Genomic DNA, 15,244 nt, shown 5'->3' on the forward strand with positions numbered 1-15,244 from the left:
CGCCTTCACCTTTCCCTCCGCCCCGTCTAGAGTCCCACCATGCGGATTCTCCCACAGGATCAGGCCGCCCTCGACCTGGTCGGGCGGGGCGAGGCCGATCTGATCGATCGCGCGGTTCGATGGGCGAACGTCAACTCCGGCAGCGATCACGCCGAGGGGCTGAATGCCACCCTGGCCCTGCTGCAAACCGAGGCGGCCCGCCTCCCCGCCGAAATCGCGCGCATCGCGACCCAGGGCTTCACCACCATCGGCGACGACGGGTCCGTGCGGCCTCAGTCCCGCGCCGATGCGTTGAGACTCACGGCGCGGCCCGAGGCGCCGATCCAGGTCGTCCTGACCGGCCACTACGACACCGTCTATCCGGCCGACAGCGCCTTCCAGAGCGTCATCACGCGTCCTGACGGCGCCCTGAACGGTCCCGGGATCGCCGACATGAAGGGTGGCATCTCCGTCATGCTGGGCGCGCTGGCGGCGTTCGAGACCCACCCGGAGCGGGAACGCGTCGGCTGGACCGTCCTGCTGTCCCCCGACGAGGAGATCGGCTCCCCCGCGTCAGCGCCGCTGCTGGCCGAGCTCGGCGCGCGCGGGCACGTCGGCATGACCTATGAGCCGGCGCTGGCCGACGGGACCCTGGCGGGGGCGCGCAAGGGCAGCGGCAACTTCCACCTGATCGTCACCGGCAAGGCGGCCCATGCCGGACGCGCCTTCCATGAGGGCGCCAATGCAGTGGCCGGCGCCGCGGTGATCGCGGCGGCCCTGCATGGGCTGAACGGACGGCGTGAAGGCGTGACGGTCAATGTGGCGCGCATCTCCGGCGGCGGGGCGTTGAACGTCGTGGCCGACAACGCCGTGGTGCGGTTTAACGTTCGGGTTCCGGATGCGCAGGCCGCCGCCTGGGTCACGGACGCGATCGGGGAGATCGTTCAGACGCCGCCGTTCGAGGGGCTGACGCTGGATCTGCACGGCGGGATGACGCGGGCGCCCAAGCCGATGGACACGGCCCAGACCGCCCTGTTCGAGGCCGTGCGCGAGACCGGCGCCCTGCTCGGCCAGTCCATCGCCTGGTCCCCATCCGGCGGTGTCTGCGAGGGCAACAACCTGCATGCCGCCGGCCTGCCCAACATCGACACGCTCGGGGTGCGCGGCGGGCTGATCCATTCGCCCGAAGAGTTCGCCTGGCCCGACAGTTTCGTCGAGCGGGCCCGGCTGTCGACCCTGATGCTGTGCAAGATCGCCTCGGGCGAGATCGACGCGGTGAAGCTCAAGGCGCTGCGTTTGGAGACGATGTGATGAGGCCATTCGCACTCACTCCTCCCCCGTCGGGGGAGGGGAACCGCGTCTTCGCGGTGGAGGGGGCCAACCCTGGACACCGAGCTCGCTGTGAGCCCCCTCCCCCCCAGCGCAAGCGCGCTGCGGCCCCCCTCCCCCGTCGAGGGAGGATTTAGTCATGCTCGTTGTCCGTCCCGCCGGTCCCGGCGACCTCGATCATCTGCTGGAGCTCGCCATCCTGTCCGGGCCGGGCTTCACCAGCCTGCCCGAGGACCCCGACCAGTTGTCGGACCGGCTGGACGTCAGCCGCGACAGTTTCACCGGCGCCATTCCTGTGCCGGACCGCTGGTTCACCCTGATGATGGAGGAGACCGACACCGGCGACGTCGACGGCATCGCCAGCGTCAAGGCGACCGTGGGCATGAAGCGGCCCTTCTTCTCGTTCCGCATCGCCAACAACCCGGTCCAGTCGCCGTCGCTGGGCATCCGGATGGATCACCAGACCCTGACCCTGGTCAACGAATGCTCGGGCTGGACCGAGGTCGGATCGCTGTTCCTGAAAGCCGATCGTCGAAAGGGCGGAGCCGGACGTCTGCTCAGCCAGTCGCGCTACATGCTGATCGGGGCGCAGCCGGAGCTGTTCGCCGAGACGGTGCTGGCCGAACTGCGCGGAGTGTTCACGCCGGACGGCGCCTGTCCGTTCTGGGACCATGTGGCGCACAAATTCTTCCCCATGCCGTTCGACCAGGCGGACATGATGACCGGGTCGACGGACAAACAGTTCATCCTCGACCTCGCGCCGCGCCATCCGATCTATATCGACCTGCTGCCCGAGCCGGCGCGGGCCGTCATCGGCAAGGTGCATCCGCAAGGGGTGGCGGCCATGGCCCTGCTGGAGAGCGAGGGGTTCCGGCCGAACGGGCTGGTGGACATCTTCGACGCCGGACCGACGGTGACCTGTCCGCGCGACCATATTCGAACGGTGAGGGATGCGCGGCGGCTGTCGGTCGTGGTGTCGGAGGAGTTCGACGCCGAACTGCCGGCCCTGGTCTCGACGGACAGCGTGGAGGCCTTCCGCGCCGTCCGCGCCCGCGCGGCGATCGAGGGCGAGACGGTGCGCGTGACGGCCGAGACCGCCACTGCGCTGAAGGTGCGGACGGGTGACATCGTGCGAGTGAAATCGTGATCGTTCTATCCCCGTGCATCCCCGCGAAGGCGGGGACCCAGGGCATTGGGCGCTCTGACCTCGCCGGGACCAGCGGACCGAAATCCGAGGCTCTGTGCCTCACAAAAGAACTGGGTCCCCGCCTTCGCGGGGATGCACGGAGTTTGATGGAATGACCGACGGGACACTCTACTTCGACGGCCGGTGGACCGAGGGGGCGGGCGACGGCTTCGCCTCCTTCGATCCGGCGACGGAGGCGCGGGTCTGGCGCGGGAACGAGGCGTCGGGGGCGCAGGTCGGGGCCGCCGTCGAGGCGGCGCGCGCGGCCTTCCCGGACTGGGCCGACCAGCCGCGCGACGCGCGGATCGCGGCGATGAAACGCTATCAGGCGGCGCTCAAGGCGCGGGCGCCGGGCTTTGCCGAGGCCATCAGCCGCGAGACCGGCAAGGCGCTGTGGGAGACGACCGCTGAACTGGGGTCGATGGCCGGCAAGGTGGATCTCTCGATCCGCGCCTATGACGAGCGGACCGGCGAGCGAACTGCGGAGACGGCGTTCGGGACGGCGACTTTGCGGCATCGGCCACACGGGGTGGCGGCGGTGCTGGGGCCGTTCAACTTCCCCGGCCATCTGCCGAACGGCCACATCGTGCCGGCGCTGCTGGCCGGTGACACGGTGGTGTTCAAGCCGTCTGAGGAGACGCCGCACACGGGCCAGCTGATGGCCGAATGCCTGGAAGAGGCAGACCTGCCGAAGGGGGTGTTCAACCTGGTGCAGGGCGGGCGCGAGGTCGGGGCGGCCTTGCTGGACCAGCCGATCGACGCGCTGATGTTCACCGGCTCGGGCGCGGCGGGCGCGCATTTTCGGCGCAAGTTCGCCGACGATCCGCATGTGATCCTGGCGCTGGAGCTGGGCGGCAACAACCCGCTGGTGGTCTGGGATGCGGCGGACGCGGAGGCCGTGGCCGGCATCGTGGTGCAGTCCGCCTTCGTGACGACGGGGCAGCGGTGCTCCTGCGCCCGGCGGCTGATCGTGCCGGAGGGCGCGCAGGGCGATGCGATCGTCGAGGCGGTCAATGCCCTGGTCGAACGGCTGATCTTTGCGCCGTGGGACTCGACGCCGGAACCCTATGCCGGGCCGCTGATCTCGCAGCGCGCGGCGGAACAGGCCCTGGCGGCGCTGCAGCAACGGATCGATCTGGGCGCGCGGGTGATCCGGGCGTCGGGTCCGGTCGACAACCTGCCCCGCGCCTTCGTGAAGCCCGCGATCATCGATGTCACCGGCGTCGACGTCCCGGACGAGGAGATGTTCGCCCCCTTCCTGTCGGTGACACGGGTCGCCTCGTTCGAGGCCGCGATCGCGGCCGCCAACGCGACGCGGTACGGGCTGTCGGCGGGGCTGGTGAGCGACGATCCGGCGTACTGGGACCGGTTCATCCGGCGCATCCGGGCGGGGGTCGTCAACTTCAACCGGCCGACGACGGGCGCGGCCGGCGACATGCCCTTCGGTGGTCTAGGCGCGAGCGGCAACCACCGGCCGAGTGCCTATTATGCGGCCGACTACTGCGCCTATCCCGTGGCCAGTTTCGAGGCCGGTGCGGTGAAGACCATCGAGGGCGAAATCCGGGGACTGCGATGACCGCCGCTGTCGAGGCCAATGCCGACGGCCTGATCGGGCCGACGCACTCCTATGCCGGTCTCAGTCCCGGCAACCTCGCCTCCAGCCTGAACGAGGGCCAGGCGTCGAACCCGCGCGCCGCCGTCCTGCAGGGACTTGAAAAGATGAAACGGCTGGCCGACCTCGGCTTGCCGCAGTTCGTGCTGCCGCCGCACCAGCGGCCGGACATTCCGTTCCTGCGGTCTCTCGGTTTCAGCGGGTCGGACGCGCGGGTGCTGGAGCAGGCCTGGAAGGATGCGCCGACGTTCGCCGCCGCCGCCTGTTCGGCCTCGCCGATGTGGGCCGCCAACGCCGCGACGGTGACGCCCAGCGCGGACGCTGCCGACGGGCGGGTGCATTTCACGCCGGCCAATCTGCACACCAACCTGCACCGCTCGCTGGAGCATGCGCAGACGAAACGGGCGCTCGACGCCCTGTTCCCCGACCCTGCCCGTTTCGCCGTCCACGACGCCCTGCACCCCGTCGCCCATCTCGCGGACGAGGGCGCGGCCAACCACGTCCGGCTGTGCGCCGGGCACGGGGAGCCGGGGGTCAACCTGCTGGTCTGGGGGCGGGACGCCTTCGCGCACTGGGACGGTCCCTGGCCAGCCCGCCAGACGCGGCAGGCCTCCGAAGCCATCGCCCGTCGGCACGGCGCGCACGGCGTGGTCCTGGCCCAGCAGTCGCGGGCGGCCATCGCGGGCGGGACCTTCCACAATGACGTCGTCTGCGTCGGCGCTCTGGAGACGCTGTTCCATCACAAGCTGGCGTTCGAGGACACGGCAGGAACCCATGCCGCCGTCCGCGCGGCGGCGACCGGGTTCGATCCGATCTTCGTGGAGGTATCCTCGGCCGACCTGCCGCTGGCCGACGCCATCTCCTCCTATCTTTTCAACTCGATGCTGGTTTCCTTGCCCGGCGAGGATCGCCTGACGCTGATCTGTCCGACGGAGACGCGCGACAACCCGCGCGCCCATGCGGTGGCGCAGGGGCTGGTGGCGTCGAACGGTCCGATCGGGCGGGTCGAGTATGTCGACGTGCGGCAGTCGATGCGGAACGGCGGCGGCCCCGCCTGCCTGCGCCTCCGCGTCGTGCTGACCGAGGCCGAGCTTGCCGCCGTCCATGGTCCGATGCGGATGAACGACGACCTGTTCGGCGTTCTGACAGGCTGGGCGACGCGTCACTATCGCGACCGGCTGGCGCCCGCCGATCTGGCCGATCCGGCGCTGCTCACCGAGACGCGTGAAGCGCTCGACAGTCTGACCGCGATCTTCGACCTTGGAGACGCCTTCTACCCGTTCCAGCGGACCTGACCGATGCCGGAGTCGAGCCACCGCATCGCCACCGAGGCCGATATCACGGCCCTGGCCGGCCTGATGGACCTGGCCATCTCGGGACCCCTGGCCGCCTTCCTGACGGCCGGTCAGATCGCGGCCAGCCGGGTGCTGATGGGGCTGGACAGCCAGATCATCGCGGACCGGACCTATTTCATCGTCGAGATCGACGGCGTGCCGGCCGGCTGCGGCGGCTGGAGCCGAAGGATCACCACCTATGGCGGTGACCATACGCCGGGGCGGGTTCCCGAGCCGCTGACGCCCGGCGTTGACGCGGCCCGGGTCCGGGCCATGTACACCCACCCCGACTTCCTGCGCCGGGGCATCGGACGGATGATCCTCGATCTGTGCGAGGCGGCGGTGCGGGCCGAGGGCTACGACCGGGTCGAACTCGTCGCGACCATGGGCGGGGAGCCGCTGTATCTGTCCGCCGGCTATCGCGAGATCGAGCGGTTCGAGGACGATCGCGGCGGCGTGCCCGTGCCTCTGGTCAGGATGGGCAAATCCCTGAAGGATGGCGCCGCCGACTTCGGGGAAAATTGATCTTGCGCCAACTCGCCTTCGCCTGCGCGATCCTGAGCCTGCTCATCCTCGCGGTGGCTGCGATCTCGGCCGGGTTCGCCTATCCGGGCTACGACCATCTGCGCCAGTACATCAGCGAACTCGGCGCGACCGGCGCGAGTACGGGGCCAGGCGTCAGCTATGCCTTCATGGCCTCCGGCGTCCTGCTGGCCGCCTTCTGGCTGATGTGCATTCCGCTGTTTCCACGCAGCCCGCTGGCTATGATCGGCTTCGGCCTGAGCGCGCTGAACGGCCTCGGCCTGATGTTCGGCGGAGTTTTTCCCTGCGATTTCCAATGCTCGCTGGCGAGCCCGAGCCCGGCCGCCGTCCTGCATGAGGTGCTGGGAGGCATCGGCTATCTGTGCGGTCTGGCCGGACTGGGCCTGGTCGGACTGGCGGCGAAATCCTGGCCCCGAGGGCGCGACCTGTTCCATCTCGCCATCGTCTGCGGGGCGCCCGCCGCCGGCGCCATCTGGCTCATCCACCCCGGATTCGAATTCTTCGGCGGAGCCCAGCGGGTGCTCGAGATCGCGCTTGCCGCCTGGACGGTCGGCGTCGCCCTGGCCGTCCGTCGGCCCATGGAAACAGTCGCATGATGCAGGTTCATATGACGCCCGCCCGCCGCCTGAGAAACATCGTGGGCGGCTCGGCCGGCAATCTGGTCGAATGGTTCGACTGGTTCGCCTATGCGGCCTTCACCGTCTATTTCGCCCCGGTCTTCTTCCCGAAGGGCGAGCCGACCGCCCAGTTGCTCAGCACCGCCGCTATTTTCGCAGTCGGCTTCCTGATGCGCCCCGTGGGGGCCTGGGTCATGGGCGTCTATGCCGATCGCAAGGGACGCAAGGCCGGCCTGACCCTGTCGGTCAGCCTGATGTGCGCGGGCTCGCTGCTGATCGCCTGCACCCCCGGCTATGCCACCATCGGTCTGGCCGCCCCTGCCCTGCTGCTGTTCGCGCGCATGATGCAGGGCCTCAGCGTCGGCGGCGAATACGGATCAAGCGCTACCTATCTGTCCGAGATGGCCACGGCGAAGCATCGCGGCTTCTGGTCCAGCTTCCAGTATGTGACCCTGATCTCCGGCCAAATTCTGGCCCTGATGCTGCTGATCCTGCTGCAGCGGACCCTGGGCGAAGCGGCCCTGTCGGACTGGGCCTGGCGCATCCCCTTCTTCGTCGGGGCGGGGCTGGCGGTCGTGGTCTTCTGGCTGCGTCGGGGCCTGGACGAGACCCGCGCCTTCGAGGATCCGGTGACCCGTGCCGCGCCGAAATCCAGCGCGCTGGAGCTGGTGCTGCGCCATCCGAAGGAGGCGCTGATCGTCATCGGCCTGACCGCCGGGGGGACCCTCGCCTTCTATACCTACACCACCTATCTGCAGAAATTCCTGACCAACACCTCGGGCTTCTCCAAGGCCCAGGCGACAGAGATCAGCGCTGCGGCCCTGTTCCTGTTCATGCTGCTGCAGCCCGCCGTCGGGGCCCTGTCGGACCGCATCGGGCGAAAGCCCGTCATGATCACTTTCGGCATACTGGGGGTTTTCTGCACCGTGCCGATCATGAGCGCCCTGGCGGTCACGACCAACGCCCTCACCGCCTTCGCCCTGTCCCTTTCGGCGCTGGTGATCGTGTCTGGCTATACCGCCATCAATGCCGTGGTGAAGGCCGAGCTGTTCCCCGCCCACATCCGCGCGCTGGGCGTCGCCCTGCCCTACGCCCTCGCCAATGCCGTGTTCGGCGGCACGGCCGAATACGTCGCCCTGTGGTTCAAGCTGGATGGCCGCGAGAGCCTGTATTTCTGGTACGTCACCGGGATGATCGGTCTGTCGCTGATCACCTACGTTCTGATGCGGGATACGAAGGCGAAGAGTTTGATCACGGAGGACTGAGCCTCCCCTCCGGGGCAACGGGCGACGGAGCGCGGACCTCCAGGTCCGCTCTTTGCCGGCGTTGAAGAGCGGACCTGGAGGTCCGCGCTCCAAGACGGCGTGTCAGGCGGCTGGAGGCGCCACGGGAGCGGGCGCAGCAGCGGCAGGCGCAGGCGTCGCCTCCTCGCCCCCGGCCAGATAGACCACGCGGCACTCGCCATCGATGGTGGTGTAGCGGCCGTTGGCGGCGTCGACGAAGGCGATGCGGCCGCCGTCGTTATACTCGACCTTGCCCGTCGATCGGCCGGCGAAGGTCTCGGTCCCATAGGTCCAGCAGGTGATGTCGGCGGGCTGGTCGCTCCAGGTCGCGGCGTTCCGCGCGCGTCTGGATTCGGTGCAGGCGCTCGCCGCGACGGCGAGACCGGCGATCAGAAGGATGGTGGTCGTGCGCATCATGCCGCGAATCTCCCGCCCTTGCGGGCATAGGCCTGGGTGCCACGGGTGATCACCCGATCATAGGGCTGGATCGCCTCGATGCCGATCGCGGACGCGCCCTTCAGACGATCGTAGATGGGGCCGAAATCCTCCAGCGTCGCGTCGTTCAGGGCCTCGATCGAGGGGATGACGAAATAGACCTGCTGGAAGTCGTCGATGCGGTAGTCGGTCCGCATGATCCGCTCCAGATCGAAGGCGATGCGGTTCGGCGACGGATCCTCTAGCGCGAAGACGCTTTCGGAGGCCGACGACACGATGCCGGCTCCGTAGATGCGCAGCCCCTGCCCCTCGTCCATCAGGCCGAACTCTACCGTGTACCAGTACAGGCGGGCGAGGTTCTTGAGCATGCCCAGCGACTGGGCCCGCTGGCCGCCCTTGCCGTAGGCCTGCATGTAGTCGGCGAAATCCGGGTCGGTCAGCATCGGGACGTGGCCGAACACGTCGTGGAAGATGTCCGGCTCCTGAAGATAGTCCAGCTGGTCGGGTTTCCGGATGAACTGGCCCGACGGGAAGCGGCGGTTGGCCAGATGGTCAAAGAAGACGTCGTCGGGCACCAGGCCAGGCACGCAGACCACCGTCCAGCCGGTCAGGGCCTTCAGCTTTGGATTCATGAGGGCGAAGTCGGGAATGCCGCCGGTGTTCAGATCCAGCGCCTTCAGACCCTTCAGGAAGGCGTCCGAGGCGCGCCCGGGCAGGATCTTCATCTGGCGGGCGTACAGGGTGTCCCAGGTGTCGTGCTCGACCTGGGTATAGGCGCGCCAATTCTGGGAGATCGTCCAGTCCGCCGCCGCGCCCTCGGGCGGGGTTTGAAAGACATGTTCGAAATCAGCCATCACGCGCTCCTTGAACCGGCAGTCTAGAACCCCGGCGGCGAAGAGCCAACGGCCGGATCAGGCCGGATCAGTGAATCGGCTGCGCCCGCGGGGCGATGCGACCGTTGTCGTCCATCGTGAACCAGTGGGCCTGGTCTGCGGCAGACAGGGGCGTCACGTCGGGATCATGCTCAAGCACGTTCTCGGCAGCATAGACCAGGAAGCCGGACTCCATACCCATGGCGAGAATGCGATAGAAGGGCTGATCGCGCTGGTCCGGGCCGGGTTCGCCGGCCGGTCCGGCATAGACAGCGTCAACGTCGACGACCACGCCGCGAAACGATTCCTCGCGGTGACGCACGATCTGGCCGAGGCCGAATTTGGCGGTGAGGGACTGGGTCATCCTGCACGGATACGACCCCGAGCCTGAGCGGCATGCCGGTCGTCCTGTTCATCTTGCTGTCAGATAGGCTTGGCGCGGAGGGTTCGGCGCGGCTAGGTTCAACGGGACGGGCGCCCGGTTCGGCTGCGCCTACATGAAAGTTCGGCCCATGCCGGAACCCGACGGCGCGCCGCGAAGGCGCGACGAGCGGTCCCGGGTCCAAGGGGCGTCCATGCGGGATTCGTCGGGTCGCGACGGTCCCGTGTTCGGCGCCCTCGATCTGGGGACCAACAATTGTCGCCTGCTGATCGCGCGTCCGGCGCGGGCGGGCTTCCGCGTGGTCGACAGTTTCAGCCGCATCGTGAGGCTGGGCGAAGGTCTGTCGCGCACCGGCCGGCTCGACGAGGCGGCGATGGACCGTGCCTATGACGCGTTGGCCCTGTGCGCCGAGCGGGTTGTTCGACGCGGCGTGGACTCCGCCCGGCTCAACGCTGTCGCCACCCAGGCCTGTCGGCAGGCCGAGAACGGCCAGGAATTCATCGACCGCGTCCGGCGCGGCACCGGGCTGAAGCTGCGCATCATCGACCCGGCGGAGGAGGCCCGGCTGTCGGTCGAGGGGTGCATCAACCTGTTCGATCCGGGTGCGGAGGCGGTGCTGGTCATCGACGTCGGCGGAGGATCGACGGAACTGTCCTGGCTGAGGAAGTCAGGCTCGGAGATGAAGACAGTCGCCTGGATGTCGGCGCCGTTGGGGGTCGTGACCCTCGCCGAGCGGCACCCGGAACCGGCCGGTTCGGGCGAGGCCTGGTACGAGGCCATGGTCGGAGACATGAGCGCGGCGCTGTCGGCCGGTGAGTTCGACGACGCCGAGTTCCGCCGGCTGTTCGCCACGGGCCGGGGCCATCTGGTCGGGACGTCGGGGGCGATCACCAGCCTGGCGGGGGTTCATCTGAACCTGCGGCGCTATCAGCGGGACCGGGTCGACGGGCTGTGGATGACGCGGGCCGAGTGCGATGCCGCGGCCGAGAAACTGAAGGCCCTGGGGCCGAAGGGCCGGGCGGCCGAGGCCTGCATCGGGCCGGACCGCGCCGATCTGGTGCTGGCCGGGGCCGCGATCCTGGACGCGGTGCAGCGCGCCTGGCCCAGCGAGCGGGTCAGGGTCGCCGACCGGGGGCTGCGCGAGGGCATGCTGCTGCAGCAGATGCGCGAGGCGCGCAAACCCCAGCGCCGACGTCGCGGCCGGGGGCGAGGCGGTCAGACCGCTGGAGCGGCCGCGCCCGAGACCTGAACCGGGAGGACAATGTCGCAGATCGAGAAGTCCGCGCCTCGCGCCGTCCGCACGCCGTCGGCCAGGGTCCGGAAGGCGGCCGAGGCCGTGTCCAGCACCTGAACCACCGGCCGGTCCGCCTCGGGCAGGTCCGAGGCGATGCGTACGCGGATCATCCGGTCGGGATCGGCGGTGACCGCGCCGTTGTCGCCGTCGCCGACCTTGATGGCCCGAACCACGTCGAGGCCCGACACCACGGTCCCCCAGACCGTGTAACGCTTGTCCAGCGCCGGATAGGGCTGGCGCATCAGGAAGAACTGGCTGTTGGCGCTGTCGATGGCGTCATCGCGCGCCATGCCCGCGACACCCGGGCAATAGGCGCCCCAGGCATGGACCTTGCCGTCGGCGGTCGTGGCCATCAGGGAGGTCGGCTGAGTCTGGATCGGCAGGCTGTGCAGGAAGCCCAGCATGGCGCCGGCCGGTGAGGCGACCGGGGTGAACGGCGCCTCCGGCCCCCGGCGGAAGGTGAACTCGGCCTTGATGTCCGGGTAGGGACTCTGGCCCTCGCCATTGCCCAGCGGGTCGCCCGTCTGGGCCATAAAGCCGTCGATGACGCGATGGAAGGTGATTCCGTCGAAGAAGGCGCGGCGGGTCAGGAGCCGCATCCGCTCAACATGCAGGGGCGCGGCCTCGGGCGCGAGTTCGACCAGGATCCGGCCCCGGTTGGTGTCGATGATCATCAGGTTGTCGGCCGGGACGGTGCGCCAGTCGGCGGTGCCCGGGGCGGCCGGAGCCGGAGGCGGGGGCGTCACAGCCTCCTGCGCCCGGGCGACGGGCGCGCCCGCCAGAACAAGACCGATCGCCAGAGCCACCAACCGCATCGTCATCCCCCTGAAACCTCCGCCACAGGCTGCACGTCGCAGACCGTGAACTGTGAACCACGCGCGGCGCGAACCTCGGCCACATGCGCTTGGAAAGCCGCCGACCGCGCGTCGAGCACGCGCACGACCGGACGCTCGCCTTCGGGCAGGGCGGCGGCGGTCCGCACATGGGTCATCGTGTCCGGATTGTCGGTCACGGCGCCGTCGGCGCTCTCCGGACCGGCCTTCAGAGCGCTGACGACCTCGAGCCCCGACACGATGCGCCCGAATGCGGTGTAGTTTCCGTTCAGGACCGGGTTGGTCGCCATCATCAGATAGAATTGGCTGTTGGCGCTGTCGGGCGCGCCGGAGCGGGCCATGCCGGCGACGCCGGTGCAGAACAGGCCGCCCGCGTCGACCTTGAAGTCCGCCGTCACCATCATCTGGGCGTCGGGCTGGGTCACCACCGGCAGGGAGCCGACCAGGCCGACGATGCCGGTCGGAGCGCCGCCCTCGATCGGGGCGAACCGGGCGTCGCGGCCGCGGCGGAAGGTGAACTCTGCGGCGATGTCGGGCAGTTCCGAGCCGCCGGCTCCGGTGCCCAGCGGGTCGCCCGTCTGAGCCATGAAACCGGTGATGACGCGATGAAACTTCAGGCCATCGTAGAAGCCCTGGTCCGCCAGGGTGCGGATGCGATCAGCGTGCCGCGGCGTGGCGCGCGGCTCCAGCTCGACCAGGATTCGACCCTTCGAGGTATCGATGACCAGCAGGTTCTCGGGCGCGATGGTGCGCCAGTCGCTTGCCGCAGGGATCGGGGCGGCAGTCGCGGGTGTGGTCTGAGACGTGGCTGCGGCGGGTGCGAGGACCGACAGGGCGGCGGCGAGGACGAAAGGCGTGATCTTCAAGGCGGTATCCTGAGCGATTCTAGCGTTTGACGCGGTCGCGCACGGCGGCGGCGACGACGGGGCTGACGAAGCTGTCGATGTTTCCGTCCAGCCGGGCGATTTCCTTGACCAGTCGCGAGGCGATGGCCTGGTGGCGCGGATCGGCCATCAGGAACACGGTCTCGATGTCGTCATTGAGGCGCTGGTTCATGGCCGTCATCTGGAACTCGTATTCGAAGTCGGCGACGGCGCGCAGGCCGCGCACGATGACGTTGGCGTCCAGCTTCTCGGCGAAATGCATCAGCAGGGTCGAGAACGGCAGGACCTCGATGTCGGCCCCGAGGCGGGCGACCTCGGCGCGGACCATCTCGACGCGTTCAGCGGTCGTGAACAACGGCCCCTTGTCGTCGTTCTGGGCGACGCCGATGACCAGTTTGTCGACCAGCTTCACAGCCCGGCCGATGATGTCCATGTGGCCATTGGTGACCGGGTCGAAGGTCCCCGGGTAAAGCCCGATCCGCATGCATTCTCTCCCCGCCGCGTGGTGTGATTAGCAGGCGGCGCGGGTCCGGCCTAGATCGGCTGAGGCGCGTTCGACGACCAGGCGCGTGCGAGCCGGTCGATCCGCTCGGGGGCGGCGCCGAAGACATGGTCGCCGATGGCCGTAATCGGACAGGCCGGCGTGGCGCTGTTGCACAGGAAGGCGGCGTCGAAGGCGTCGAGGTCGGTCAGATGCACCGGCCGTGTCGTTCCGGACAGGCCCGCCGCGCCGAGGCCGGCCTCGATCAGCGATTGGGCCACCCCGGCCAGCATCGGCGCCTGGGGCCAGACCACCGTGTCGCCGGTCAGGAAGCCGATGTTCCATAGACTGCCTTCGGAGATCAGGCCGTCGGCGTCGGCGAACAGGGCGTCGTCGAAGCCCGCATCGATGGCCAGGCGGCGGGCATGGATCAGGGGGAAGGTCGCCGTGTGCTTCAGATGGGCGTCGTCACGAACGTAGGTCCGGGCCTGGAGCCTCATGCGGCCGGCCAGGGGCGGGGGCGGGGGCGAGACGACGGTCATGACGCTGGGGCGGCCCCGGGCCGAAGGGCTGCGCGGCAGGATCTCGCGTGAAAACAGGCTGACGCGGAGCCAGGCGTCGCGGCGATCTCCGAGGGCCAGACGCATGAGGTCGCGGAGGCGATCCTCCGCCAGCGCCTCGCCGAACAGTTCGATCGCGGAGGCGTCGAGGCGGGCGAGGTGCAGGTCGAGGCCGCGCACGCCGGCGTCCTCGATGCGAAAGGATGTGTAGGCGCCGTAGTTAACGATGGCGAGGTAGCGGAGGTCGGCCTCGGTCGGGGGAAGGCCGTCGATGAGGAAGTCGGTCATCGAACCCTCTCCCGGTGGGAGGGGGCTTGAGGCTCGCAGAGCGGAGCGATGCGTAAGTCGAAAGGGTGAGGGTCGGGTTCGTACCAGGGAGGCGCGGCCCTCACCCTTTCGCGCAAGGACGACGGCTTCGCCGCCGTGCGCTCAAGCCCTCTCCCAACGGGAAAGGAATCAACCTTCGCCGCCCTCATCGGTGTCGACCTCGGGTTCATCCCCGCCGCTGTCCGCCAGCCGTTCGACGGACACGACCTTCTCGCCTTCCGCCGTGCGGAAGATGGTCACGCCCTGCGACGAGCGGCCGACGATACGGACCTGGCCCACGCGGGTGCGGATCATCTGGCCGTTGGAGGTGACCAGCAGCAGGTCGTCGGTGTCCTCGACCGGGAAGGCGGCGGCGAGGCGCGTGCCGGCGCGACCGCCCAGACCGTGGGCCGTCAGACCCTGCCCGCCCCGACCGGTGCGGCGGTATTCATAGGCCGAGGAGCGCTTGCCGAAGCCGGTCTCGGTGACCGTGAGGATGAATTGTTCGGCTGCGCCCAGTTCGGCGATGCGTTCGACCGACAGGGCGGCGTCGCCCGAGCCTTCGGCCTCGTCATCCGCCTCGACCACGGCGGCGTCGTCCTCGCCTTCGGTGGCGCGGCGCATGGCGTTGGCGTGCTTCACATAGGCCGCCCGCTCGTCCGGCGTCGCATCGACCCGCCCGAGGACGGCCATGGAGATGACGGCGTCGTCGCCCTGGAGGCGGACGCCGCGCACGCCGGTCGAATCGCGGCCCTTGAAGACGCGAACGTCGTCGGCCTTGAAGCGGATGGCGCGGCCCAGCGCGGTGGTCAGCAGCACGTCGTCCTCGGCGGTGCACAGGGCGACGCCGACCATGTGGTCGCCGTCTTCCAGCTTCATGGCGATCTTGCCGGCGCGATTGACCGTGGCGAAGTCGCTGAGCTTGTTCCGGCGTACGTCGCCCGAGCGGGTGGCGAACATCATGTCGTAGTCGCCCCAGGTCGTCTCGTCCTCGGGCAACGGCAGGACGTTCATGATCGAATCGCCCGGCTCGATCGGCAGCAGGTTGACGAAGGCCTTGCCGCGCGACGTCGGGGCGCCCAGCGGCAGGCGCCAGACCTTCAGCTTGTAGGCCTTGCCGTTGGTGGCGAAGAACAGGACCGGCGTGTGGGTCGAGGCGGAGAAGACGCCGACGACGGCGTCCTCGTCCTTCATCGTCATGCCGGACTTGCCCTTGCCGCCGCGATGCTGGGTCCGATAGGCGTTCAGGGCGACGCGCTTGACGTAGCCGCCGTGGGTGACGGTGACGACCATGTCCTCGCGCGGGATCAGGTC

16 protein-coding genes are annotated in these 15,244 nt (G+C 69.1%); 8 read left to right on the forward strand and 8 right to left on the reverse strand.

From position 1 onward, the window contains the following. The first annotated feature begins 39 nt into the window (after positions 1-39). The 7 genes from ACP7AB_RS14790 to ACP7AB_RS14820 all read left to right on the forward strand — a co-directional run bounded on the left by ACP7AB_RS14790 (position 40) and on the right by ACP7AB_RS14820 (position 7,865). Positions 40-1,290 (forward strand): hydrolase, encoded by a 1,251-nt coding sequence (locus ACP7AB_RS14790; RefSeq protein WP_425990629.1) that lies wholly within the window; start codon positions 40-42, stop codon positions 1,288-1,290. Between the two features lie 157 nt (positions 1,291-1,447). Next, a complete protein-coding gene (locus tag ACP7AB_RS14795) occupies positions 1,448-2,455 on the forward strand; it encodes an arginine N-succinyltransferase (RefSeq protein WP_425990631.1) in 1,008 nt (335 codons plus the stop codon). 151 nt (positions 2,456-2,606) lie between these two features. Next, a complete protein-coding gene (gene astD, locus ACP7AB_RS14800) occupies positions 2,607-4,070 on the forward strand; it encodes a succinylglutamate-semialdehyde dehydrogenase (RefSeq protein ID WP_425990633.1) in 1,464 nt (487 codons plus the stop codon). Next, complete coding sequence (gene astB / locus ACP7AB_RS14805; protein ID WP_426046168.1) at positions 4,067-5,401, forward strand: N-succinylarginine dihydrolase; 1,335 nt, start codon at positions 4,067-4,069, stop codon at positions 5,399-5,401. Before astD ends, astB begins: the two co-directional genes overlap by 4 nt. A 3-nt stretch (positions 5,402-5,404) precedes the next feature. Beyond that, positions 5,405-5,965 carry a GNAT family N-acetyltransferase gene (locus ACP7AB_RS14810; protein WP_425990637.1) on the forward strand — a complete coding sequence of 187 codons (561 nt, stop codon included), beginning with the start codon at positions 5,405-5,407 and terminating at the stop codon, positions 5,963-5,965. Positions 5,966-5,967: 2 nt separating this feature from the next. Further along, positions 5,968-6,579: a DUF998 domain-containing protein gene (locus ACP7AB_RS14815; RefSeq protein ID WP_425990639.1), complete on the forward strand. Its 612-nt coding sequence runs from the start codon at positions 5,968-5,970 to the stop codon at positions 6,577-6,579. Continuing rightward, on the forward strand, positions 6,576-7,865 hold the full coding sequence (locus ACP7AB_RS14820) for an MFS transporter (protein WP_425990641.1): 1,290 nt from the start codon (positions 6,576-6,578) through the stop codon (positions 7,863-7,865). Before ACP7AB_RS14815 ends, ACP7AB_RS14820 begins: the two co-directional genes overlap by 4 nt. A 102-nt stretch (positions 7,866-7,967) precedes the next feature. Here the strand turns inward: ACP7AB_RS14820 and ACP7AB_RS14825 are convergent, their stop codons facing one another. From ACP7AB_RS14825 to hspQ, 3 genes are all read right to left on the reverse strand, one after another. After that, on the reverse strand, positions 7,968-8,300 hold the full coding sequence (locus tag ACP7AB_RS14825; RefSeq protein ID WP_425990643.1) for a hypothetical protein: 333 nt from the start codon (positions 8,298-8,300) through the stop codon (positions 7,968-7,970). Continuing rightward, positions 8,297-9,172 carry a phenylalanine 4-monooxygenase gene (phhA, locus tag ACP7AB_RS14830; protein WP_425990645.1) on the reverse strand — a complete coding sequence of 292 codons (876 nt, stop codon included), beginning with the start codon at positions 9,170-9,172 and terminating at the stop codon, positions 8,297-8,299. The genes ACP7AB_RS14825 and phhA overlap by 4 nt, the downstream gene beginning before the upstream one ends. Before the next feature lie 67 nt (positions 9,173-9,239). Then, the gene (gene hspQ / locus ACP7AB_RS14835; protein WP_425990647.1) at positions 9,240-9,554 is read right to left on the reverse strand and encodes a heat shock protein HspQ; all 315 of its coding nucleotides are present in this window, start codon (positions 9,552-9,554) and stop codon (positions 9,240-9,242) included. 148 nt (positions 9,555-9,702) lie between these two features. Here hspQ and ACP7AB_RS14840 point away from each other — a divergent pair, with 148 nt between their 5' ends. Continuing rightward, a complete protein-coding gene (locus tag ACP7AB_RS14840) occupies positions 9,703-10,821 on the forward strand; it encodes a Ppx/GppA phosphatase family protein (RefSeq protein ID WP_425990649.1) in 1,119 nt (372 codons plus the stop codon). On the opposite strand, the gene ACP7AB_RS14845 is transcribed toward ACP7AB_RS14840, so the two are convergent. The 5 genes from ACP7AB_RS14845 to ACP7AB_RS14865 all read right to left on the reverse strand — a co-directional run. After that, entirely contained in the window at positions 10,788-11,687 is a 900-nt protein-coding gene (locus ACP7AB_RS14845; RefSeq protein ID WP_425990651.1) for a peptidylprolyl isomerase, read from the reverse strand. The genes ACP7AB_RS14840 and ACP7AB_RS14845 overlap by 34 nt on opposite strands. After that, positions 11,684-12,565: a peptidylprolyl isomerase gene (locus tag ACP7AB_RS14850; RefSeq protein ID WP_425990653.1), complete on the reverse strand. Its 882-nt coding sequence runs from the start codon at positions 12,563-12,565 to the stop codon at positions 11,684-11,686. Before ACP7AB_RS14850 ends, ACP7AB_RS14845 begins: the two co-directional genes overlap by 4 nt. Positions 12,566-12,584: 19 nt before the next feature. Next, a complete protein-coding gene (coaD, locus tag ACP7AB_RS14855; RefSeq protein ID WP_303697067.1) occupies positions 12,585-13,067 on the reverse strand; it encodes a pantetheine-phosphate adenylyltransferase in 483 nt (160 codons plus the stop codon). A 50-nt stretch (positions 13,068-13,117) separates the two neighbouring features. Next, entirely contained in the window at positions 13,118-13,912 is a 795-nt protein-coding gene (locus ACP7AB_RS14860; RefSeq protein WP_425990655.1) for an aminotransferase class IV, read from the reverse strand. Positions 13,913-14,080: 168 nt separating this feature from the next. Continuing rightward, the coding region (locus ACP7AB_RS14865; protein WP_426046169.1) for a DNA gyrase C-terminal beta-propeller domain-containing protein at positions 14,081-15,244 on the reverse strand (1,164 nt) is incomplete at its 5' end.

This window comes from Brevundimonas sp. TWP3-1-2b1, from assembly GCF_049896165.1.
Taxonomy (GTDB): Bacteria; Pseudomonadota; Alphaproteobacteria; order Caulobacterales; family Caulobacteraceae; genus Brevundimonas; species Brevundimonas subvibrioides_B.